The sequence below is a fragment of the Agrobacterium sp. genome (assembly GCF_059499945.1).
Window position 1 is genome coordinate 72,734 of record NZ_JCABZP010000014.1, and the last position, 23,648, is coordinate 96,381.

Sequence of the window (23,648 nt, forward strand, 5' to 3'; positions counted from 1 at the left end):
CCATGGAACTCCAGCGTCCGCGCGAAGCGGCTGCCCTGACACTATCCTTGCTGGACCTGACCAACCTCAAGGAAGACTGCACGCCCGAGCAGATTGCTGCTTTGTGCCAGAGGGCTCATACCGAATACGGCAATACCGCCGCGATCTGCATCTGGCCGCGTTTCGTCGCCCAGGCGCGTGCCGCTTTCGGAAAAGACCATGCGATCCGTATCGCCACGGTCGTCAATTTTCCGTCGGGCGATCTGGATGTTGCGACCGTGGTGGCGGAGACCGAGGCGGCTATCCGCGACGGTGCCGACGAAATCGATCTGGTCATCCCCTATCGTAAGTTCATAGCAGGCGATGAAACGGCTGTTTCCGAGATGGTGGCTGCCGTACGCAAGGTCTGTGTCGCACCCGTTCTTCTCAAGGTCATTCTTGAAACCGGCGAGCTGAAGGACAAGGCTCTCATTCGTCGTGCTTCCGAACTCGCCATTGCCGAAGGTGCCGATTTCATCAAGACCTCAACAGGTAAGGTCGCCATCAACGCCACGCTGGAAGCCGCCGACATCATGTTGCAGGCGATCCGCGACAGCAGGCAAAAGGTTGGCTTCAAGCCCGCTGGCGGCATCGGTACGGTGGAAGACGCCACGCTTTATCTGCGGCTGGCGGAAACCATCATGGCGCCCAACTGGGCCATGCCGTCCACCTTCCGTTTCGGCGCTTCCGGCGTCCTCGACGACGTATTGAACGTGCTGGCTGGCGGTGAGCCGGCCAAGGCTGCCAGCGGGTATTGAGCTTGATCCCGCAGGAAATCATCCGCCGCAAACGCGATGGCCTGTCTCTGGAACCGCAGGAGATCGCCGCTTTCATAAGCGCGCTTTCGAAAGACGGCATATCGGAAGGCCAGGCGGCGGCCTTTGCCATGGCGGTGTTTTTCCGCGGCATGAACCGGGACGAGATGGTGGCGCTGACGCTCGCCATGCGCGACAGCGGCGATGTTCTGTCCTGGAGCGATATCGGCAGGCCGGTGGCGGACAAGCACTCGACCGGCGGTGTCGGCGACAATGTCTCCCTGATGCTTGCTCCCATCGTTGCCGCCTGCGGTCTCGCCGTGCCTATGATCTCCGGCAGGGGTCTCAGCCATACCGGCGGCACGCTGGACAAGCTGGAGGCGATCCCCGGTTATAACGTCATGCCGGACGAGGCGCTGTTTCGCCAGACGGTGAAAACGGTCGGCTGCGCCATCATCGGCCAGACGGGCGATCTGGCCCCCGCCGACAAGCGCCTCTATGCCATCCGCGACGTGACCGCGACGGTGGATTCCATACCGCTGATCACCGCCTCCATCCTGTCGAAGAAGCTTGCAGCCGGGCTGCAAACGCTGGTTCTGGATGTGAAGGTCGGCAACGGCGCTTTCATGCAGAGCGTGGAGGATGCCCGCAATCTCGCCCGCGCGCTGGTCGATGTGGCGAATGGTGCGGGCTTGCCGACGACGGCCCTGATAACCGACATGAACCAGCCGCTTGGCGATGCCGCAGGCAATGCGGTCGAAATCGTCAATTGCCTGGATTTTCTGGCTGGTCGCAAGGCGGGAACCCGTCTCGAAAAGGTCGTACTCGCTTTCGCTGCAGAAATGCTGGTGCAGGCCGGAAGCGCGACTACGCTGGATGAAGGCGAGGCGCTCGCTGTGGCCGCTCTTTCGTCCGGCCGGGCGATGGAGGTCTTTGCGCGGATGGTTTCAGCACTCGGCGGGCCTTCGGATTTCGTTGAGCGCGCGTCTCATTACCTGCCGTCCGCTCCGGTCATTCTCCCTGTTCCGGCTCCGCACAGCGGCTGGCTCTCATCCTGCGCGACGCGCGATCTCGGTATGGTCGTCGTGGAGCTTGGCGGCGGCAGAAGAAAACCGTCGGATACCATCGACGCTGCGGTCGGTATTTCGGACATCCTGCCGCTCGGCACAAAAGTAGAAAAGGGCGAACCTATCGCCCTCGTCCACGCGGCTTCGAAAGAAGAAGCGGAACGCGCCGCCGAAAGGATTGCGGCCTGTTACGGGATTGGGGACTCTGTGACAGAGACCGGCAACGTGGTTCTTGAGCGGATTATCTGACCAGCCGCATTTCGCCGTTCGACACCTTGAATGACGACAATTGCTTCAAAAAGCTCATGCCGATCAGCATGTTGCTCAGCGCATTGTCTTTGAGCACCATGGCATCGACATTCTGGACACGGATCGTGCCGATTTCTACCCGGTCGAGCTTCACATAGGCCGCCATGGTCTGGCCGTTGGCGGTCGAGATCGGATATTTGAAATCGAGGCTGTTGACGCCGAAACCGAGCCGCCGGGCGATCGTTTCGTTGATGGCGACCGTGGAGGCGCCTGTGTCGACAAGCCCGTCGAAAGATTTGCCGTTGATACGGAAGGTGGCATTGAAATGACCGCGCGCATCCGCCTTCAGACTGACGCTGCCCAGTGACACCGGCTGCGGTTTGGCAAGTTCGGTGGTGGCATCGGATTTTGCCGCGCCGGTTTCCGGGCGTGGCTGAAATTTTTCCATCAGCGCCGGGATCTGCGTGGCGCTGACCGAAAGACCGACAAGCAGAAAAATCGCACGCGCCAGCAAGTGATTGCTCCTAATCGCAAGGTTTATCCACATGCAGCATAGGCGCAAAATATGCTGAAATCTTAAAAGAAAAAGCCATCCGCCGCGTTGCGTGCGGCGAATGGCTCAAGCGGTTAAGCAATGATGAACGGTATTACTTGGTGCCGTACATGCGGTCGCCGGCATCGCCGAGGCCAGGAACGATGTAACCCTTTTCGTTCAGCTGCTTGTCGATTGCGGCGGTGTAGATCGGCACATCGGGATGCGCTTCACGGAAATTCTTGATGCCCTCGGGGGCGGCCAGCAGACACAGGAAGCGAATGTTCTTCGCACCACGTTCCTTCAGCTTTTCCACGGCGGCAATCGAGGAGTTTCCGGTTGCCAGCATCGGATCGACAACGATGATAAGGCGCGCATCGAGACTTTCGGGGGCCTTGAAGTAATATTCGACGGCCTCCAGCGTATCGTGATCGCGATACACACCGATATGGGCAACACGCGCCGAAGGCACGAGTTCCAGCATGCCTTCCAGCAAGCCGTTGCCGGCGCGCAGGATGGAGGCGAAAACCAGCTTCTTGCCCTCCAGCACCGGAGCCTCGATGGTTTCGAGCGGCGTATCGATGGTTTCCATCGTCATTTCAAGGTCGCGCGTCACTTCATAGCAGAGCAGCGTCGAGATTTCCCTGAGCAGGCGGCGGAAGCCGGCCGTCGAGGTTTCTTTCTTGCGCATGATGGTAAGTTTGTGCCGCACCAGCGGATGTTCGATGACTGTGACGCCGTCCATGAAACTGGCCTTCCTTTTTTATCTTGTGTCCTTGTCATTCACCGAAAGTGCGCTTTTCGCAAGCCTTCTTCGCGGTTTTACCTCGCGAACCGCAGCGTCACGCACAATCGAGTTTTGCGAGCAGCTGGTTGCGCGTTTCCTCGTCCACGAAGGCGCATTCCAGCGCGGTTCGGGTCATGCGGTTGATCTCGGCATCGCTGAAACCGAACTCGTCCGCGGCCAGCGCGTATTCCCGTGCAAGCGAGGTGAAAAAGAATGGCGGATCGTCGGAACTGATGCAGACGCGCACCCCCGCGTCGTGCAACGCTTTGAGTGGATGGCTGCCGAAATCGGGATAAACGTCGAGTGCGATGTTCGATCCGGGGCAGACCTCCAGAACCGTTCCCGTCTCGACCAGCCGGGCGATGAGGCCGGCATCTTCGATGGCGCGCACGCCATGGCCGATGCGGGCTGGTTTGACGAGATCGAGCGCATCGGCAACGCTTTCAGGGCCGCAAACCTCGCCCGCGTGAATGGTCAGCCCGAGACCCGCATCGCGGGCGATATCGAAGGCGCGCGCATAATCGGCGACGCGACCCATGCGCTCCTCGCCCGCCATGTTGAAGCCGGTCACCAGTGGATGCCGGGCGCGTGCTGCATATTCCGCCGCTGCGATCACCCGTTCAGGACCGAAGTGGCGCTCGCCGGTGACGATGATGCGGGTCTCGATGCCGGTCTTTTCTTTGGCGATCCTGATGCCCTCGGCAATGCCGGCGAGATAGGCGTCTGCACCGAGCCCGATGCGGTCACCATGGTCGGGCGAGACGATCAGTTCACTATAGATCGTGTTGGCCTCGGCAAGTTCAGTCAGATAGGTTTCCGTCAGAACCGCGTAGTCTTCGTCCGTCTTGAACACCTGCGCCACCGCATCGTAGCACTGGATAAATTCGGCGAAATCCGACCAGACATATTGGCCATCGCGCAAAAAGCCGCTGGTGTCTATGCCGTATTTCTCCGCCTGTCGTGCGACAAGCGCGGGCGATGCCGCCCCTTCAAGATGGCAGTGGATTTCCGCTTTCAGCAAATGGGATGTCAAATGAAGCTCCTGCCGTGTGAACCGGCCTCGATGCCAAGATGGTGGGCGATGCTTTCGCCGATATCGGCGTAGCTTGAACGGATGCCGACATCACGGGAACGGATACCCGGTCCGAATGCCATGATCGGCACCCTTTCCCGCGTATGGTCGGTGCCCCGCCATGTGGGGTCGCAGCCGTGATCAGCGGTGAGAAGGGCGATATCGCCAGGCGCCATCTTGCGATGGATTTCGGGGATGCGCGCATCGAAGGCCTCAAGCGCCGCCGCATAACCTGCAACGTCGCGACGATGGCCGTAAAGCATGTCGAAATCGACGAAATTGGTGAAGACGAGATCGCCGTTTTCAGCTTCGTCGATGGCCTGCAACGTTGCGTCCATCAGGGCGCTGTTGCCATTTGCCTTGATGACGCGCGAGATACCCTGATGGGCATAGATATCGCCGATCTTGCCGATCGCGTGCACCTTGCGGCCGGCCTCCACAAGCCTGTCGAGCAGGGTCGGTTCCGGTGGCAGAACGGAAAAATCGCGGCGGTTGCCGGTGCGTTCGAAGGTTGCGACCGTTTCGCCGATGAAGGGGCGGGCGATGACGCGGCCGATATTCAGCGGATCTAGCAGCTTGCGCACCGTCTCGCAGAGCGCGATGAGCCGCTGCAACCCGAAATGTGTTTCATGCGCGGCTATCTGGAATACGGAATCGGAAGAGGTGTAGCAGATCGGCTTGCCGCTCCTGATATGCTCCTCGCCGAGCTTCGCGATGATCTCTGTGCCGGAAGCATGACAATTGCCGAGAATGCCGGGAATATCGGCTTGCCCGCAAATGGCCTCCACCAGATCGGGAGAAAAGGCGTCGCCCTCCGTCGGGAAATATCCCCAATCGAACGTTACCGGCGTGCCGGCGATCTCCCAATGGCCGGAAGGCGTATCCTTGCCTTTGGAGATTTCACTGGCGGAACCGTGAAGACCGAAAATACGCTCAGGCGGTTCCATGCCCGCGGGAATGTCGCCGCTTGCCTGTTTCGCGATCTCCAGCAGGCCGAGCGAACACATGTTCGGCAGTTTCAGCGGACCGGAGCGAAGCCCGGCTTTGTCGGCAGCGCCTGCGGCACAGAATTCCGCGATATGGCCAAGCGTGTTCGCGCCAAGATCGCCATAGTGTTCCGCATCGGGTGCACCGCCGACACCGAAGGAATCCAGAACGAGAAGAAATGCTCTTGCCATAACTCACCGAAACAAAATGCGCCGACGGGCAATGTCAGGCCGAACTGTCGTTATAGATCAGCAAAACGTGAAGAAGGAAGTGCTTTTATGAACCATCCGGTAAAACCGGCCGTTCAATCCTCGCCCCGTTTCGGTTTGGGAGCGTTGAGATTGCGCAGGACATACCAGCCCGCGGCCACCACCATGGCCGCCAGAATATACCACGTAACGGCATAGGAGAGGTGGTTGTTGGGGAAGGTGAGCATGGTCTTGCCGCCGACCGGCAGGCCGTCCGGATTGGGTGTTGCGTCGGCGTCGACATAGAACGGCGCGACATCGGAAAGGCCGGATGCCTGCGAAATCTGAGGAATATTGCGGGAATACCAGCGGCCATTTGCCGGATCGTTGGTGCGCAGGAAAAGCCCGCCGGTTTCGGGCGCGCGCATCAGCCCGGTGATCTCGACGTTGCCGGCTGGTTCGCCTTCCCGGCGGGAGGACGGGTCACGCCTGTCGGACGGCACGAAGCCTCGATTGACGATGATGCTGGAGCCATCGTCGCGCTTGAGCGGCGTCATCACCCAATAGCCGGGACCGAGGTCTGTGACCGTATAGACCTGAACCTCCCTGTCGTTGAGGAAGGTGCCGGACAGTTTCACACGGCGATATTCGTATTCCGCGGGGTCTTTGAGGGCTGGCCATTCGCCGGCGGCAGGGGCATCGACGGGGTCGGCATGGGCGCGGGCTTCGATGCGCTCGATAAGATCGAGCTTCCAGGAAAGGCGTTTGACCTGCCATGTGCCGAGCACCAGCAGCAGACCCGTCAGGACAACGGTCAGAAACAGAACGATGATCGCGGCGGGGCGGATACGCCGGTTGTGGGGTGTGGTGTCACTCATGTCACGGTCCTTGCGAAGGGCGGCTGGCGGGAAAGGCCATCTGCTTTGGCGTCCACCGGGGGCTTCCTCCAGCAAATAACCCCATAAATCGCACCGGGATTCATGGGGTTATGTGTTGGCGCGGAACGCGGCCCGCCGGAAAACCGGCAGGCCGCTGATATCTGCTGCTCAGGGCAGGTTCTTCACATCCTCGATGTGCAGCGGCATCATGTTCTTGTTCATGTTGTACATGACCCAGAGCGAGCCGGAGAGCGTGATCAGGAGCACCACGACGGTGAAGATCAGCGCCATGAAGGTCCAGCCGCCTTCGGACTTGGTGTCCATGTGCAGGAAGTAGATCATATGCACGAAGATCTGGATGACGCCGAGACCCATGATCGCGATGACCAGCAGGGTCTTGTTTTCAAGAACGTCGCCCATGACCAGCCAGAAGGGGATCGCCGTCAGGATAACCGACAGGATAAAGCCGATCATGTAGCTCTTGAACGTGCCGTGGCTGGCGCCATCATGATGATGGTCGTCGCCATGCGCGTCGTGATGTGCGTGTGCTTCGGAACTCATCAAAGAACTCCCATGAGGTAAACGAAGGAGAAGACGCCGATCCAGATGACGTCAAGGAAGTGCCAGAACATCGACAGGCACATCAGGCGGCGTTTGTTTGCCGCGATCAGGCCATGCTTGGTAACCTGAACCATCAACGTGACGAGCCAGATGATGCCGAAGGTGACGTGCAGTCCGTGCGTACCGACCAGCGCGAAGAAGGCTGACAGGAACGCCGAGCGCTGCGGGCCGGCGCCTTCCGCGATCAGGTGGTGGAATTCGTAAAGTTCCACGGCAAGGAAGGCGAGGCCGAAGAGACCGGTGACGCCGAGCCAGACCAGCGTGGTCTTCACCTTCTGCTTTTCCATTTCCAGCATGGCGAAGCCATAAGTGATGGAGGAGAAAAGCAGGAAGCCGGTATTGATCGCCACCAGCTTCAGATCGAACAGGTCGGCGCCCGAAGGGCCGGCCGCGTAGTTGCGGCCGACAACGGCATAGGTGGCAAACAGCGTTGCGAAGATGAGGCAGTCGCTCATCAGATAGAGCCAGAAGCCCAGCGAGGTGCCGTTCTCCGGGTGGTGGTCTTCCTTCAGGTAGAAGACCGGTTCAGCGCCGTCGACGCTTTGTGCAGGTGTATGAGCCATATTCGTTACGCCTGTTCAGCAAGCAGCTTCGTACGTTCCGCCTCGACCGTCGAAACGTCGGAGGCAGGAATGTAGTAATCGCGATTGTAGTTGAAGGTATGGGCGATGGAGACCGCGATGATGGCGAGCATGGACAGAGCCGCCAGCCACCAGATGTGCCACACCAATGCAAAGCCAAGCACGACGCTGATGGCGCTGATGATTACGCCCGCACCGGTGTTCTTCGGCATATGGATCGGGATGAAGCCTTCCTTGGGACGGTCGTAACCGCGCTTCTTCATGTCCGCCCAGGCGTCGACATCATGCACAACCGGCGTGAAAGCGAAGTTGTAGGCAGGCGGAGGCGACGAGGTCGACCACTCCAGCGTACGCCCATGATAGGGATCGCCTGTCACGTCACGGAGCTGATCGCGCTTCAAGAAGCTGACGATGAGCTGGATGACGAAGGAAGCGATGCCAAGCGCGATCAGGAAGGCGCCGAAGGCTGCGATCAGGAACCAGATCTGGAGCGAATTGTCTTCGAACTGGCTGATACGGCGGGTCACACCCATCAGGCCGAGAATGTAGAGCGGCATGAAGGCGAAGTAGAAGCCGATGAACCAGAACCAGAAGGACAGTTTGCCCCAGAACGGATCCAGGCGGTAGCCGAACGCCTTCGGGAACCAGTAAACGATACCCGCAAGCACACCGAACACCACGCCACCGATGATGGTGTTGTGGAAGTGGGCGATGAGGAACAGCGAGTTGTGGAGCACGAAGTCCGCCGGCGGAACAGCGAGAAGAACGCCGGTCATGCCGCCGATGACGAAGGTGATCATGAAACCGATCGTCCACAGCATCGGAACGTCGAACTTGATGCGGCCCTTGTACATGGTGAAGAGCCAGTTGAAGATCTTCGCACCGGTCGGGATCGATATGATCATCGTGGTGATGCCGAAGAAAGCGTTGACGCTTGCGCCGGAACCCATGGTGAAGAAGTGGTGCAGCCAAACGATGTAGGCGAGGATGGTGATGACACCCGTCGCATAGACCATCGAGGCATAACCGAAAAGACGCTTGTTGGAGAAGGTCGAGACGATTTCCGAGAAGACGCCGAAGGCCGGCAGCACCAGGATGTAAACTTCGGGATGGCCCCAGATCCAGATGAGGTTGACATACATCATCGGGTTGCCGCCGAGATCGTTGGTGAAGAAATTCGTGCCAACGTAACGGTCAAGGGTCAGAAGGGCGAGCGTGCCGGTCAGGATCGGGAAGGATGCCACGATCAGGATGTTCGAACACAGCGACGTCCAGACGAAGATCGGCAGGCGCATCATGGTCATGCCAGGTGCGCGCATCTTGATGATCGTGACGATCAGGTTGATACCAGAGAGCGTCGTGCCCACACCGGCGATCTGCAGACCCCAGATGTAATAATCCACACCCACGCCCGGACTTCCATCAATGCCGGAAAGCGGCGGATAGGCAAGCCAGCCAGTCTGCGCATATTCACCGATGAACAGCGAGATCATGGTGATGACGGCGCCGGCCGTGGTCATCCAGAACGAGAAGTTGTTGAGGAAGGGGAACGAAACGTCGCGGGCGCCGATTTGCAGCGGCACGACGAAGTTCATGAGACCGGTGATCATCGGCATGGCCATGAAGAAGATCATGATGACGCCATGGGCCGTGAAAATCTGGTCGTAATGGTGCGGCGGAAGATAGCCTTCCGATCCGCCGGAGGCGATCGCCTGCTGGACGCGCATCATGATGGCATCTGCGAAACCGCGCAACAGCATGACCAGCGCCAGAATGATGTACATGATACCGATCTTCTTGTGATCGATGCTCGTGAACCATTCGTTCCAGAGATAACCCCATAGGCGGAAATAGGTAAGCGCGCCGACGACGGCGATGCCGCCCAGAGCCACGGCCGCGAAGGTCGCGACAAGAATGGGCTCGTGAAGCGGGATGGACTCCCATGTCAGCTTCCCGAACAGGAACGACGTTTGATCGGAATTGACGATCATTTTAGCCTCTTGCGATTCGAAAACGTAAATTCGGCGCGGACAGGCCGCGCCGCAGAATGCCGGGACGTATCGTCAGCCAGCGACTTGTTTCTTTTCCGGCAGCGCCGCAGGCTCGAAAGTCTGACCTTCGATCGCAGCCGGAGTGGATTGGGGGCCGCTGGCGACGCCGTAAGGCGCAAGCGGTGTACAGACGACGGAGTTCAGCGCCTTGGCGATGTCGATGCCTTCCTTGCCGCCGCCGCCATTGGCGTCGATATGCATCATGTCGCGCATGCAGAGCTTGTTCGGCTCAACGCAGCGGTTGAGGATGGCGCTGTAGAGCTCCGGATCGACCGAAGCGAAATATTGCACCGGCTCACGCTCGGAAGGCTTGGCGAATTCCAGATATTCCTGCCGGCCAAAGCCCTTGCCGCCTTCCTTCGCCTTCGCAACCCACTGGTCGAAGCCCTGCTGACTCAGACCATGGAACTTGAATCGCATATGGGAGAAGCCCGGGCCGGAGAAGTTGGCCGAGAAGCCGTCGTAGACGCCTTCCTTGTTGATGACCGCATGCAGCTTGGTCTGCATGCCGCCCATGGCATAGATCTGGCCCGCAAGCGCTGGAACGAAGAAGGAGTTCATCGCGGTCGTACCGGTGATCTTGAAATTGATCGGAACATCAACCGGAGCGGCGAATTCATTGACGCTGCCAATGCCGAGTTCGGGATAGAAGAACAGCCACTTCCAGTCCATGGCCACCACTTCGACGGTGATCGGCTTGGTCTCGGCGGTTACCTGGCGGGTCTCGTCGATACGCTCCAGCGGGCGATAGGGGTCGAGACGGTGGGTGGAAATCCAGGTCACGGTGCCGAGCATCAGGATGATGGCGACCGGAGCCGACCAGATAACCATTTCAAGGCGCGTGGAGTGGTGCCACTCGGGATCGTAGTCTTCGGCTTTCCCCGATTCGCGATACTTCCATGCGAAGAACAGTGTCAGGGCAATGACCGGGACGATGATGAGCAGCATCAGAACCGTGGACGTGATGATAAGGTCGCGCTGCTGGATGGCGACGTCGCCCGAAGGGTTCATCACCACGAGGTTACAGCCGCTGAGCAGCAGCAGAGCCGGGATTGCCAGAAGGGCGGATAGGATTTTTTTGATCGTGCGCACGTTCTTTGAACTCGTACAGTTTGGATTATGCCGCGAATAATTGCCGAACATCATTTTTCAAATGAGGTATATTGTCGCGGTGCAGCGAAACCTTCGCGATGCACCATGTCTCGGGCAGAGCTGCGTTTGAAGGCGGAGCGCGTGCATTATCGCATGGTCGACCGACTGGGCAACCCTTTATTGCCAAACTTCAATTGACGTTACGTAGGGTGCGTGTGACAATCCGTCGCATCGTAACGCAACGGAAGAGGAGCCGGCGCGTTACAGGAAATGGTTCGTCCATGACGCAGGAGGGATATTATGAGTTATACGAATGCTGCTCCATCCTTTGGGCAGGCGCCGGAAGCGAACGGACATGGGGCCGGTCCCGTCAAGGTCGATCCGGATCGCATTACGATTGCAGTCATTCTCGCGAGAATGACGGAGTTTTTCGACTTTTTCATCTATGCCATCGCCTCCGCGCTCGTTTTCCCGCATGTCTTCTTTTCTTTCGTCGATCCGCTGACGGCCACGCTCTATTCCTTCGCGGTTTTCTCATTGGCCTTTATCGCAAGGCCGATCGGCTCGCTGATCTTCCTCCAGATCGACCGAAAATTCGGGCGCGCCGTGAAGCTGATGGCCGCCCTCTTCACGCTCTGTGGTTCCACCATGGCGATCAGCTTTCTTCCGTCCTATGCGGAAGCAGGCGTGCTTGCTCCCTGTCTTCTGGCGGTATTCCGCATCGGCCAGGGTCTTGGCCTTGGCGGCGCTTGGGACGGTCTAGTCTCGCTGCTCGCCATGAATGCGCCGCCGAAGCAGCGCGGCTGGTACGCCATGATGCCGCAGATCGGTGCGGCCATGGGCTTTGGCCTCGCCAGCGCCTTCTTCATCGTCTTCGTCACGCAGCTTTCCAATGCGGAATTCCTCGCCTGGGGCTGGCGTTTCCCCTTCTTCGTGGCGCTGGCGCTCAATGTTCTCGCACTGTTTGCCCGTCTTCGCATGATCGTGACGCCGGAATTCCAGGCCATGCTGGAGCAGCATGAGCTGGAACCGCGCCCGATGTTCAAGATGCTGCGTTCGCAGTTTCCGGTGGTCGCCACCGGTGCCTTCGTGCCGCTGGCGAGCTTTGCGCTCTTCCATCTCGTCACGGTCTTTCCGCTGAGCTGGGTTTCGCTCAACACCAGCCAGCGTGTCTCGGACTTCCTGTTCGTGCAATTCGTCAGCGCCATCATCGCCGGCGGCATGATCGTGGTTTCAGGCATACTGGCCGACAGGATCGGCCGGCGGAAGCTTCTGGCTGTCGCGGCGGTGCTGATCGGCCTCTTCAGCCTCGTGGCCCCCGTTCTCCTGAGTTCGGGCGATATCGGTCGCTATCTGTTCGTGCTGATCGGCTTCTCGTTGCTTGGCCTGTCCTTCGGTCAGGCGGGCGGCGCACTCGCCTCCCGCTTCAGTCGCGAGTACCGTTATACCGGCGCATCGCTCACCTCGGATATTTCCTGGCTGATCGGGGCCGGTTTCGCACCGCTGGTCGCACTCGGATTTTCGTCCAAATTCGGCCTTTTCGCGGTTGGCATCTATCTGATGTCGGGCGCTCTTTGTACCCTGATTGCCCTCTGGTTCAGCCGTACGCTGGATATGCCGTCGGAGTGATTTCGGCAATTTAAAAATCCCTGCAGCCATCGCGCCGCGGAATCCTGTCGGATTTCGCGGCGTTTTTGTTTTTTTATTGCGCAAGGCCGATTTTAATCTTGACTCGGTCGATCATGAAATATTATGTAAGTACTACTGACATAATTGAGTGTGTCTCATCGCCGGAAAGCCGGCCATCAGGGAACGCGATGCGAACGACGACGATCATTATTTGCGAAAAAGCGGCCAGTGCCGCCACGCCGTTTGACGGCCGCAAAACGACCGTTCGCGCCATTAAACGCCGATAAGCAGAAAAGAAGAGGAGCAGCCAGGTCGCCTGCGGCTCCGCCCGCAGAGTGCCGGTTGCCGCGCCGGATTTCGGGAAAAGAGGGTGATGCCGCGCGAAATGCGCAATGAGAGGAGAGTGCCTTGAGTGTGACGGAGCAAAAATTCGGCCTTTACGATGCCGCTTTTGAAAAAAGCAGCTGTGGCGTCGGTTTCATCACCCGCAAGGACGGCGTGCAGACGCATGATGTGCTCAAGCGCGGTCACGAGGCGCTCTGTGCCGTGCCGCATCGCGGCGGCATGTCGGCGGAAGGTGTCGGTGACGGTGCCGGCGTTTCGCTTGATCTCTCACTCTCCTTTTTCCAGAAGCTGACGGGGAACGACGCCTTGCAGACTGGCCGGTTCGGCGTCGGCAATTTTTTCCTGCCGCAGAACCCCGCATTCCACGATCAGGCGGTTGGCATTATCGGCAGCGCGCTGCAGGAGCAGGGGTTTTCGATCCTCATCGTCCGTGACGTGCCGGTGAATGACGCGGCCATCCGCCCCGCTGCCATCCCTTACCAGTTGCCGATCCGGCAATGGGTCTTTTCGTCGCCAGTGGAATGCGCAACTCTCGTCGAATTCGACTGGCGCATCCACAAGGCGCTGCTTGCCATCGAAGCACTTGCTTATACCGTGCCGGAACTCGCCGGCTTTTATCCGCTGTCGCTCAGCGCGCGTACGCAGGTGCTCAAAGGGCGTCTGAACTCGCACGAGGTCATGCCCTATTTCTGCGACCTCACCGATCCGCGCCATGAAGTGCATACGATGTATTTCCACACGCGGTTTTCAACCAATACCGATCCACACCCCTCCATGGCGCAGCCTTTCCGCCTGATGGCGCATAATGGTGAGCTCAACACCGACAAGAAGAACCGGTTGTCGGAAGCGGCCGTGGCGCTGGCGAAGAATGCCAGCATCGTCAGGCCCAAGGGCCAGTCGGACAGCTGCCGGCTGGACCAGACCTTGCAGGCGCGGGTGATGGAGGATGGTCTCGACCTCGTCACCGCCGTGGTCTCGATGATGCCGCCGGCATGGGAAAACGACGACACCCTGTCGCCCGGCGTCAAGGCGATGCTGGAATATTTCTCGCTCTATGAGGAGAAGAATGACGGCCCGGCCGCGCTGATTTTCGGCGACGGCACCATCATCGGTGCCCGGCTCGACCGCCTCGGCCTGCGCCCGCTGCGCACCGTCGAGACGGAGGATTATCTCTGTGTCATGTCGGAGGCGGGGCAGATCGCCTTTCCGGCCGAAAGCGTCATCCGTCGCGGCCGCATCGAGGCGGGCGGCATGCTTTATTACGATCACGCCGAACGTCGCGCCTTTTCCACCGTCGAGGCGTTGGAGCTTCTGGCAGCGCGGAGGGACTATCCGGCGCTGCTGTCCGAATCCCGGGTAATGCTTGATGATTTACCAGAAGTGTCCGCCGAAAAGCAGGGCTCGCCGCTTCGTTACAATGGCGATCTGGAACGGCATCAGCGCTACGTCGCCTATTCGCACAATCAGGAAAGCTTCAAGTTCCTGATGGACCCGATGCTGGCGTCGGGCGCGGAAAAAATCTCGGCCATGGGTTATGGCAACGCCATCAACGCGCTCTCCGATCAGGAAGGCGGGGTTGCCAAATATTTCTCGCAACGTTTTGCGCAGGTCACCAACCCGCCGCTCGACAGCATTCGCGAGGCTGACGGCATGACGCTGCGCGTCGCTCTTGGTGCAAAGCCGAACAGCGGCGCGAAGAAGGCTCGCCAGATCGTCGTGCGCTCGCCGATCCTGACCCACCTCGATATGCTGCGCATTCGTGAACAGCCCGAGACGCCGGTTCGCCGTTTCGAGATGCTCTATACGCCAGTCCTCGATGTCGCGGATGCCAACGAAGCGGCCTTGCGGCAGGCGATCGACGGTCTCTGCGACGAGGTCGTGGCTTTCGCGGCGCAGGAAGGCGGGATTGCCGTCATCACCGATCGGCATGTCTCGGCAGGCCGCGCGGCTTTGCCTATGATCATGGTCGTCTCCGCCATCAATCAGCGACTGATCGAGGAAGGTCTGCGGCTGCGTGTTTCGCTGATCGTTGAAAGCGGGCAGTTTTCCTCTTCGCATCACATTGCGGCGAGCCTCGGCTTCGGCGCTTCGGCCGTCTATCCGCTCGGCGTGCAATTCCGCGCCGAGGAGAAATTCGGTGCTGATGCCGACAAGGCCTTCAAGCGCTTCGCCAAGGCGGCCGAAAAGTCGCTGATGAAGACCATGGGCAAGGTCGGGCTGTGTACGGCGGAAAGCTATATTGGCGGCGAGTTCTTCGAGCCGAACTTCCTCGATACCGACGACGTGGTGCTGAAGCGTTATTTCCCGAATGTGAAGACGCCGGTCGGCGGCGTCAATTTCGCCGTCATTGCGCAGGCGGTGGCTGACTGGCACCGGAAGGCGCTGTCCGTGAAGGGTGAAAATGACATTCCCCTGCTCGGTCTTTTCAAGGAGCGCGCCGAAGGGGCCGGCCATTCCTATGGCACGACGGCCGTGCGCGGCTTCGTGGACATGACGGAGGAAAAGATCGGTTTCGACAAGGGAACCGATAATGAAGAGGCGCTACGCCTCCTGCCGCTCAACCGGCTGGAGGATGCCTTCGGTCTCAACGATGCGGCCTATTATCACAATAGCTTCGACCGGCTGACCCCGGAGGCGATCGACGCCTTCGAGGTAACGCCCGGCTATCGCGCCTTCGCCCGCATGATGGCGGAAGAAAGGTCGCGCCGTCCTGCTGCCCTGCGCGATGTTCTGGAGTTGCCGGCCGATGTGACATTCGCCGGTTCGGCAGAAGAGTTCCGTCGGGAAATGGGTCGCTTTTCCCGGCATGGCAATAACAGCTTCATGGTGCGCGGATTGCTTTGCGAGAGCGCGGGAGACGGTGCGTTCCGGCTACAATTGACCGGCTCGCACGGTCATGAACTTGCCCGGCTTGCCGCACTCGGCCAGTCATTGCTCGACCGCTTCGGAACGGATATCCCCGGCCATTGGCTGGAAGGCGGCGCGCTGCTGGTTCAGGCAAAGGGCGAGGCATTCACCTACCTGTCTCTCATCCGTACCGCGCCGGCAGGCATTCCGCTTGATGCCGTGCAGAAGGCCAGCGAGATCACCAAGACCCTAGCATCGGGCGCCATGAGCCATGGCGCGCTGGTCGCTGCCGCCCATGAGGCGGTGGCGCATGGCACCAACATGGTCGGCGGCATGTCCAATTCGGGTGAGGGCGGCGAGCATATTTCCCGTTACGGCACCATCCGCGCCTCGCGCATCAAGCAGTTCGCCTCCGGCCGTTTCGGCGTCTGGGCCGGTTATCTTGCCGATCCGATGCTGGAGGAAATCGAGATCAAGATCGGCCAGGGTGCAAAGCCAGGCGAGGGCGGGCAATTACCGTCTCCCAAGGTGACGGTCGAAATTGCCGCCGCGCGCGGCGGCACGCCGGGCGTCGAGCTTGTCTCGCCGCCACCGCATCACGACACTTATTCGATCGAGGATTTGGCCCAGCTCATCCATGACGCAAAGGCGGCGCGTGTGCGCGTCATCGTCAAGCTCGTCTCTTCGGAAGGCATCGGCACGATTGCGGTCGGCGTCGCCAAGGCCGGAGCAGATGTCATCAACGTCGCCGGCAATACCGGCGGCACGGGTGCAGCCGCCGTGACCAGCCTCAAATATACCGGCCGTGCGGCGGAAATCGGCATTGCCGAGGTGCATCAGGCGCTTTGCGCCACCGGCCTGCGCGCCAAGGTGCTGCTGCGTTGCTCCGGTGCGCACCAGACGGCGAGCGACGTGGTGAAATCAGCACTTCTCGGCGGTGACAGTTTCGAGTTCGGCACCACGGCGCTGATGATGCTGAAATGCGTGATGGCGAAGAACTGCAACATCAAGTGCCCAGCGGGTCTCACTACCAATCAGGAAGCTTTCAACGGTGATCCGCGCGCGCTGGCGCAATATCTCATGAACATCGCCCATGAGACCCGCGAGATCCTGGCAGCACTCGGGCTGCGCTCGCTGCGCGAAGCACGGGGCCGTTCCGATCTTCTTCACCTTCTCGATCATCCGGCCAGCGTCGGCCAGCTTGACCTCCGGGCGATGCTTGCCGTGGTCGAGGAAGTGAAGATCGACAACCCCGTCTATATGGAAAAGGACTTCGCGCTGGACGATGCCTTCATCGAACTCGTCCGCTCGGCACTGATCGACAGCAGACGGGAAAACATCGAGCTTGGCGGCAATCGTTTCCTCAACAATTGCAACAAGAGCGTCGGCGGCCAGCTCGCCGTCGATATCGAGCGCATGCTGAACCACGAGCTTTCCGACGAAGAGGCGGATGCGCTGCCGGCAGTGAAGCAGGACAGCCGTGGCCGCCGGTTCCTCGAGGCTGGGTCGGTGCGCATCGATACTTCAGGGTCGGCCGGGCAGTCCTTCGGCGCTTTCTGCAATGACGGCATGGTCATGGTCCATACCGGCACCTGCAATGACGGCGTTGGCAAAAGCGCCTGCGGGGGCACCATCGTCGTACGCTCTCCGGGCGGCGGTTCGCAAGAGGCTGGCGGCAATGTGCTGGTCGGCAATTTCGCGCTGTTCGGCGCCACTGGCGGCCGCACTTTCGTCGAGGGTCAGGCGGGCGACCGTTTCGCGGTGCGTAACTCCGGCGCGACCGCCGTGGTCGAAGGCGTGGGCGATTTCGCCTGCGAATACATGACCAACGGTGCCGTTCTCAACCTTGGCAGTTTCGGCAAGGGTTTCGGCAACGGCATGAGCGGCGGTTTCGTCTATCAGTATGATCCCTATGGCGATCTGCCGAAGAAGGTCAGCCACGATTCCATCCTGCTCGGTTCGATCACCGGTGAGGACGAACAGGCCGCGATCCACAATCAGGCCGTCCACCAGCTTTTGACCTGGCATGTCGCGGAGACCGGCTCGGCCAAGGCCGCATGGCTTCTGGAAAACTGGGAGAGCGAACAGCACAATTTCGTCTATGGCATGCCGCGCGCCCTGCTGCTTTATCAGGACAGCGATGAAATTCTGAAGGCGAAGCCCCGCAAGGAGCTGCTGGAGGAACTGGCATCTGCGCTTGCCGCCCATCAGGTGCGGAAGTTCAAGCTCGCTTACCGCGATCGTAAGGCCGTTTTGAACGGAACCGTACCGGGTTATGGCGAGACGGACACGGAGGACATGTATGCGCTTCTCAACAACTACACGGTGTTGAGCATGGCGCAGGCAATCGCCCTGCAGCGGCTGCCGATGGCGGCGGGCCCTTCCGATCCCGCAATCGAAAAAGCCGTACGCAATCTCATCCTCACGGAAGACTACGCATTGATGCAGCGTTTGCTGAAATACGCCCGCGAGGCGCTCTCCGATCATAGCGATGAACAGCTTGCGGTGATGATCGCCGCCAAGCGTCTCGACGACTACAAGCAGGCGCTGGCGCGCCGCAACATCTGGTCGGTGGACAGCCCCGGCACCTATGGCTGGATCATTCAGCAGAACCGGAAAAACATCGAGAGGATCGGCCGTCTGCCGGGCTTCGAGGAGCTTTTCGCGGTGCGTGCCATTCCAGATCTCGCCACCGCATCCAGCCACAGGGCAGCATGATGAAGATACCTTATATTCCCGAAGACGCGCCCTTCAATGGTGATCAGCGCGCATGGCTTTCCGGTTTTCTGGCCGGGCTCCATTCCCGCGCCGCCATAGGTATGGAGACTTCTGTTGCCGCCGCCGCCCCAAAGGCGGCGGCCAGTGTGCTGAATATTCTCTTCGGCACACAGACCGGCAATGCCGAGGCCTTAGCCATGGATATCGCCGCCGCCGCCCGTGCGCAGGGCATGCGGCCGGTGGTGGCTGCGCTGGATGATGTCTCGATGGACGGTCTCGGTGCCATGAAGCGGGTCATCGTCGTCACCTCGACTTACGGCGAAGGTGAAATGCCTGACAATGCCCAGCTTTTCTGGGAAGCACTTTCCACCGACGCCGCGCCGCGTCTGGACGAGATGAATTTTGCCGTGCTTGCGCTTGGCGATACCGGTTATGACGGTTTCTGCCAGGCAGGCAAGCTCATCGATACGCGGTTCGAGCAACTTGGCGGCAAGCGGATGAAGACGCGTATCGACTGCGATATCGACTTCGAGGATGCGGCCGCCGCATGGATCGGCGAGACCCTGCCGCTTGCGCTTGCTGTCGACGGCGGCAATGCGGCAGCTGTCATGCCCGATGTCGCCGAACCTACTGTGCCGACAAAGCAGGGCTGGAACCGCAAGAATCCCTATTCGGCTGAGGTGAGCGTCAATCGCCGCCTGTCCGGTCCCGGATCGTCCAAGGAGATTCGTCACTACGAATTCGGTCTCGGCGAAAGCGGGCTCGACTATGAAGCGGGTGATGCTCTTGGCGTCGTGCCCCTGAACGATCCGAGACTGGCGGGCGCGCTGCTGGAACACTTCGGAGCGGCCGCGGACAGCCAAATCAGCGGGCTGGACCGGCCCGTTGGTGATGCGCTTCTCAACATGTTCGAGATATCGACTCCCTCGCGCGAACTCGTCGCCGAAATCGGCAAGCGTGCGGGGCATGAGGAACTCAGCCACATCATCGCAAACGGAGACAAGGAGCAGATGGCCGCCTTTCTCTGGGGCAAGGATATTCTCGACCTCATCAATCTCGGCGGAAAGCCGCTATTTGATGTCGCTGAATTCGTGACATTGCTGAAGCCGCTGCAGCACCGGGCTTATTCCATATCCTCCAGCCCTCTGGTTGCGAAAGACAGCGTACATCTGACGATTGCCAGCGTTCGTTATCGCGCCGAGGGCCGTGAGCGCGGCGGCGTGTGCTCCACCTATCTGGCCGACCGGGTGGAGGCTGGACGGAATGCCGGAATTTTCGTCTCGCCGAACAAGTCATTCCGTGTGCCGCAGGACAATGATGCGCCTGTTATCATGGTGGGACCGGGAACGGGCATCGCGCCCTTCCGGGCATTTTTGCAGGAACGGCAGGCGCGCGGCGCCAAGGGCAAGAACTGGCTGTTTTTCGGTGATCAGCACCGGCAGTCGGACTTCATTTATGAAAACGAACTTGCCGACATGAGCCGCGACGGCGTGCTGACCCGTCTCGACCTCGCCTTTTCACGGGATCAGGCGGAGAAGATCTATGTCCAGACCCGCATGCGGCAGAACGGCAAGGCGCTCTATCAATGGCTTGAAGAGGGCGGTTATTTCTACGTCTGCGGTGATGCGACCCGCATGGCGAAAGATGTCGATGATGCCCTGCATAGTATCGTCAGCGATGAGGTCGGCATTTCTGCCGAAGCGGCAAGCGATTATGTGAACCGGCTGAAGCGCGAAAAACGCTATCTGCGCGATGTCTATTAGAGATTTCCTCTGGATGAAAGATACCGTCTGCGCCCAACTGCGTCAGCAATTGGTGCAGGTGGTCTCCGTATCGCGCTGCTTGAAAAAATAATCACGGCCGATGGTGATCGACTTTACCCCGGATGAGGAAATATCTGTCATGAACATCAGCAATTCATGCGGGATGGAAAGCTCGACATGGATGAGGAAGCTGTTTTCCGCGAGCAGCCGTGTGGGAACCGCGACCGCTGATCCTACCGCGTAGGGTCTCTGGTTTTTCTCATTCCAGGACCAGACAATTTTGGCCTGCTTCTGCGCGTCGATCTTGATGCCGCTGATCTTCAGTTGCAGACCCTTTGTGCTGTAGGGCGCAAAGACGGCGGATGCGACATCTTGCATGCCCGCAAGATAGGTTTTGTCGACGGAACCCGTCTTCGATATCAGGTCGTTGATAGTGGCGGCGGCACTGCTTGCGCGTTTGTAGGTATTATAGCCGATCGTCAACTCGAAAGAGGTCACATAAAGCGCGAGCAATATAGGGAAGAGGATCGCAAACTCCACCGCGCCCACGCCGCGCTTGTCTTTTGCAAAGCTTGAGGCGAGCGCCATCAGGCGTCGTTTGCACTTCGTCGCGACGGACACCATCCCTGCCATCATGAGCCCCCGCTTGTGATGTATTTCTCGTTCATGAAAGCACCGGTCGCGACAATGAGGAAATGCGAGGGCATCGACCCGTCGGCCGGTCGGATCTTGGTCAGATACGGCCGGATGATATCGGCGATCACACGCCAGCGATAATAGACGCGCAACATGTTGATGGTTTCCGGTCCACCCGGCTTGAAGCCGAATTGGGCCGTATCAAGATCGTAATATTCGCCAAAGGCTTTGAGCGGTATCTTGGTCGGAATATCCTTGAAGGCGGTGAAGGAGCGAAGATCGATATAGAGTTTCTGTTCCTTTTTGATCTCATCCGCCGAGCAGGTAATCATCACTGAAACTTCATTACAGAAACTCTTGCGAAAATCCTCTTTCGAAATCGAACTGCTTATCTGCCCGGTCCTCAGACGCCGGGCCATGTTTTCAGTGGCATTGACGACCACCTGTTCTGCCATCATGGCGATGAAGGTTTCGATGATCGCAAAAACAACAAGGAAATAGGGAATGGCGAGGATCGCAAATTCGATGGCTGCGGTCCCGTCGCGCGAGACTCCGAATTTTTCCAGCAATGGCTTCAGTCTGGCCAGTCGCATGAGGTGGTGTCTATCTCTAAGAATATGCGGCAAGCGCAACCGTTGAATTTGTTGCGGACCATAACCACCCGATGTTTAAATTCAGTTACTCCGATGAATTATACTTTAGTGAATTCCGAAATTGATACGACCCGCAATATAAAAGCCCGGCGCACGGCCGGGCTTTTGTCGAAATTGAAATGGGCGATTATTCCGCATCCGCTCTGGAGAGAACCTCCAGCGTCGGCGTGGAGGTGATGTTATAACCGCAGTCCACATAGTGGCACTCGCCGGTAACACCACGCGACAGACTGGACAGCAGGTAAAGTGCCGATCCGCCGATATCATCGATATCCGCCGTCCGCCGAAGCGGCGCGTTTTTCTGGTTCCATGCGTAGATCGCCCGCGCATCCGAGATGCCGGCGCCCGCCAGCGTGCGGACCGGACCGGCCGAGATGGCGTTGACGCGAATATCGCGCGGGCCGTAATCGGCGGCGAGATAGCGAACCGATGCCTCAAGGGCCGCCTTGGCGACGCCCATGACATTGTAGTTCGGAATGACGCGCTGTGAACCATTATAGGTCAGCGTCAGCATGGAGCCGCCGTTTGTCATCAGTTCGGCGGCGCGCTTGGCGATTTCCGTGAAGGAGAAACAGGAAATGACCATGGTGCGGCTGAAATTCTCCCGCGTCGTATCCGCATAGAGACCCTTCAGCTCGTTCTTGTCGGAAAAGCCGATGGCGTGCACGACGAAATCCAGTACACCCCATTTTTCGCGGATCGCCGCAAAAAGCGCGTCGACCGAGGCAACATCCTCGACATCGCACGGCACGATGAAATCGGAACCGAGTTCGGCGGCGAGCGGCTTCACACGCTTGCCGAGCGCCTCTCCCTGATAGGTGAAGGCGAGTTCCGCGCCCTGTGCCGCAAGCGCCTTGGAGATACCCCAGGCGATGGAGTGATTGTTTGCGACGCCCATGATGAGGCCGCGTTTACCCTGCATGATGCCGTTCATTGGCAATTATCCGTTATGACGCTGGAAGACGAGCGTGGCGTTGGTGCCGCCGAAGCCGAAGGAATTGGAAAGGATGGTGTCGATCTTGGCGTTGTCGATGCGGCTGCGAACGATCGGGACGCCTGCAAATTCCGGATCGAGCTCGGAAATATGCGCGCTTTCGCCGATGAAGCGTTCCTGCATCATCAACAGGCCGTAGATCGATTCCTGAACGCCGGCGGCACCCAGAGAATGGCCGGTGAGCGACTTGGTCGACTGGATATGCGGGATCCTGTCGCCGAAGACTTCCCGGATCGCGCCGATTTCCTTGCTGTCGCCAACCGGCGTCGAGGTGCCGTGGGTATTGATGTAGTCGATATCGCCCTTGACGGTGGAAAGCGCCTGCCGCATGCAGCGGATCGCGCCTTCGCCTGAGGGAGCCACCATGTCGTAACCGTCGGAGGTCGCGCCGTAACCGACGATTTCGGCATAAATCTTGGCGCCGCGCGCCTTTGCATGTTCCAGCTCTTCGAGAACCAGAACGCCCGCACCGCCGGCAATCACGAAACCGTCGCGATTGACGTCATAGGCGCGCGAGGCAACGTCCGGCGTCTCGTTATATTTGGACGACATGGCGCCCATGGCGTCGAAAAGGTTGGACATGGACCAGTCGAGATCCTCATGGCCGCCTGCGAACATCACGTCCTGCTTGCCCCACTGGATCATTTCAGCCGCGTTGCCGATACAATGCGCCGAGGTGGAGCAGGCCGACGAGATGGAATAGTTGACGCCGTGGATCTTGAACCAGGTGGCGAGCGTGGCCGAAGCGGTGGAGGACATGGCCTTCGGCACGGCGAAGGGGCCGATGCGCTTCGGGCTGTTGTTCTTCAGCGTGATATCGGCGGCTTCGACGATGGTACGGGTGGAAGGACCGCCCGAACCCATGATGATGCCGGTACGCTCATTACCGCTGATATCGCTCTCTTCGAGACCGGAATCGGCGATCGCCTGCTTCATGGCCACATGGTTCCACGCGCCGCCCTGCGACAGGAAGCGCATGGCGCGGCGGTCGACCAGATCGGTCGGGTCGAGAGACGGCTTGCCCCAGACCTGGCATTTGAAACCGTGTTCGGCAAAATCCGGCGAAAATGAAATGCCGGATTTGGCATTGCGCAGGGATGCGGTGACTTCAGCGGCATCACCGCCGATGGAAGAAACAATACCGAGGCCGGTGACAACAACTCGTCTCATGAAAGGGACCTTTTC

The 23,648-nt window shown here is 59.4% G+C and carries 18 protein-coding genes; 5 read left to right on the plus strand and 13 right to left on the minus strand.

Annotation, left to right across the window (positions count from 1 at the left end; translation table 11 throughout):
- The first annotated feature begins 2 nt into the window (after window positions 1–2).
- The gene (deoC, locus tag AC5I5B_RS12065; protein ID WP_087743167.1) at window positions 3–776 is read left to right on the plus strand and encodes a deoxyribose-phosphate aldolase; all 774 of its coding nucleotides are present in this window, start codon (window positions 3–5) and stop codon (window positions 774–776) included.
- Window positions 773–2,089 (plus strand): thymidine phosphorylase, encoded by a 1,317-nt coding sequence (gene deoA, locus AC5I5B_RS12070; RefSeq protein WP_111833791.1) that lies wholly within the window; start codon window positions 773–775, stop codon window positions 2,087–2,089. Before deoC ends, deoA begins: the two co-directional genes overlap by 4 nt.
- Here deoA and AC5I5B_RS12075 read toward each other — a convergent pair.
- From AC5I5B_RS12075 to cyoA, 9 genes are all read right to left on the minus strand, one after another.
- Complete coding sequence (locus AC5I5B_RS12075; RefSeq protein ID WP_162687137.1) at window positions 2,082–2,603, minus strand: TIGR02281 family clan AA aspartic protease; 522 nt, start codon at window positions 2,601–2,603, stop codon at window positions 2,082–2,084. The genes deoA and AC5I5B_RS12075 overlap by 8 nt on opposite strands.
- A 133-nt stretch (window positions 2,604–2,736) precedes the next feature.
- Window positions 2,737–3,366 (minus strand): uracil phosphoribosyltransferase, encoded by a 630-nt coding sequence (gene upp / locus AC5I5B_RS12080; protein WP_003493096.1) that lies wholly within the window; start codon window positions 3,364–3,366, stop codon window positions 2,737–2,739.
- A gap of 97 nt (window positions 3,367–3,463) precedes the next feature.
- The gene (locus AC5I5B_RS12085; RefSeq protein WP_111784749.1) at window positions 3,464–4,441 is read right to left on the minus strand and encodes an adenosine deaminase; all 978 of its coding nucleotides are present in this window, start codon (window positions 4,439–4,441) and stop codon (window positions 3,464–3,466) included.
- Entirely contained in the window at window positions 4,438–5,658 is a 1,221-nt protein-coding gene (locus AC5I5B_RS12090; RefSeq protein ID WP_099085759.1) for a phosphopentomutase, read from the minus strand. Before AC5I5B_RS12090 ends, AC5I5B_RS12085 begins: the two co-directional genes overlap by 4 nt.
- A 113-nt stretch (window positions 5,659–5,771) precedes the next feature.
- Entirely contained in the window at window positions 5,772–6,533 is a 762-nt protein-coding gene (locus AC5I5B_RS12095; protein WP_162695471.1) for an SURF1 family protein, read from the minus strand.
- A 168-nt stretch (window positions 6,534–6,701) separates the two neighbouring features.
- Entirely contained in the window at window positions 6,702–7,094 is a 393-nt protein-coding gene (gene cyoD / locus AC5I5B_RS12100; RefSeq protein WP_003507255.1) for a cytochrome o ubiquinol oxidase subunit IV, read from the minus strand.
- Window positions 7,094–7,717, minus strand: a complete 624-nt coding sequence (cyoC, locus tag AC5I5B_RS12105) for a cytochrome o ubiquinol oxidase subunit III (RefSeq protein ID WP_111833790.1) — start codon at window positions 7,715–7,717, stop codon at window positions 7,094–7,096. The genes cyoD and cyoC overlap by 1 nt, the downstream gene beginning before the upstream one ends.
- A gap of 5 nt (window positions 7,718–7,722) precedes the next feature.
- Window positions 7,723–9,726: a cytochrome o ubiquinol oxidase subunit I gene (gene cyoB / locus AC5I5B_RS12110; protein ID WP_112958529.1), complete on the minus strand. Its 2,004-nt coding sequence runs from the start codon at window positions 9,724–9,726 to the stop codon at window positions 7,723–7,725.
- A gap of 72 nt (window positions 9,727–9,798) precedes the next feature.
- Window positions 9,799–10,929, minus strand: a complete 1,131-nt coding sequence (gene cyoA, locus AC5I5B_RS12115; RefSeq protein WP_111833788.1) for a ubiquinol oxidase subunit II — start codon at window positions 10,927–10,929, stop codon at window positions 9,799–9,801.
- Window positions 10,930–11,178: 249 nt separating this feature from the next.
- Here cyoA and AC5I5B_RS12120 point away from each other — a divergent pair, with 249 nt between their 5' ends.
- From AC5I5B_RS12120 to AC5I5B_RS12130, 3 genes are all read left to right on the plus strand, one after another.
- Entirely contained in the window at window positions 11,179–12,507 is a 1,329-nt protein-coding gene (locus AC5I5B_RS12120; RefSeq protein WP_003507259.1) for an MFS transporter, read from the plus strand.
- 408 nt (window positions 12,508–12,915) lie between these two features.
- Window positions 12,916–18,417, plus strand: coding sequence for a glutamate synthase-related protein (locus AC5I5B_RS12125; protein ID WP_111833787.1), 5,502 nt, complete (start codon window positions 12,916–12,918; stop codon window positions 18,415–18,417).
- On the plus strand, window positions 18,414–20,180 hold the full coding sequence (locus tag AC5I5B_RS12130; protein ID WP_080570328.1) for a sulfite reductase subunit alpha: 1,767 nt from the start codon (window positions 18,414–18,416) through the stop codon (window positions 20,178–20,180). The genes AC5I5B_RS12125 and AC5I5B_RS12130 overlap by 4 nt, the downstream gene beginning before the upstream one ends.
- 42 nt (window positions 20,181–20,222) lie before the next feature.
- Here AC5I5B_RS12130 and AC5I5B_RS12135 read toward each other — a convergent pair whose 3' ends face one another.
- The 4 genes from AC5I5B_RS12135 to fabB all read right to left on the minus strand — a co-directional run bounded on the left by AC5I5B_RS12135 (window position 20,223) and on the right by fabB (window position 23,633).
- On the minus strand, window positions 20,223–20,816 hold the full coding sequence (locus tag AC5I5B_RS12135; protein WP_003507268.1) for a TadE/TadG family type IV pilus assembly protein: 594 nt from the start codon (window positions 20,814–20,816) through the stop codon (window positions 20,223–20,225).
- Window positions 20,813–21,409 carry a TadE/TadG family type IV pilus assembly protein gene (locus AC5I5B_RS12140; RefSeq protein ID WP_003507270.1) on the minus strand — a complete coding sequence of 199 codons (597 nt, stop codon included), beginning with the start codon at window positions 21,407–21,409 and terminating at the stop codon, window positions 20,813–20,815. The genes AC5I5B_RS12135 and AC5I5B_RS12140 overlap by 4 nt, the downstream gene beginning before the upstream one ends.
- Window positions 21,410–21,596: 187 nt before the next feature.
- Window positions 21,597–22,403 (minus strand): enoyl-ACP reductase FabI, encoded by an 807-nt coding sequence (gene fabI, locus AC5I5B_RS12145; protein ID WP_003507271.1) that lies wholly within the window; start codon window positions 22,401–22,403, stop codon window positions 21,597–21,599.
- Window positions 22,404–22,409: 6 nt separating this feature from the next.
- Window positions 22,410–23,633 (minus strand): beta-ketoacyl-ACP synthase I, encoded by a 1,224-nt coding sequence (gene fabB, locus AC5I5B_RS12150; RefSeq protein ID WP_003507273.1) that lies wholly within the window; start codon window positions 23,631–23,633, stop codon window positions 22,410–22,412.
- Window positions 23,634–23,648: the final 15 nt, after the last annotated feature.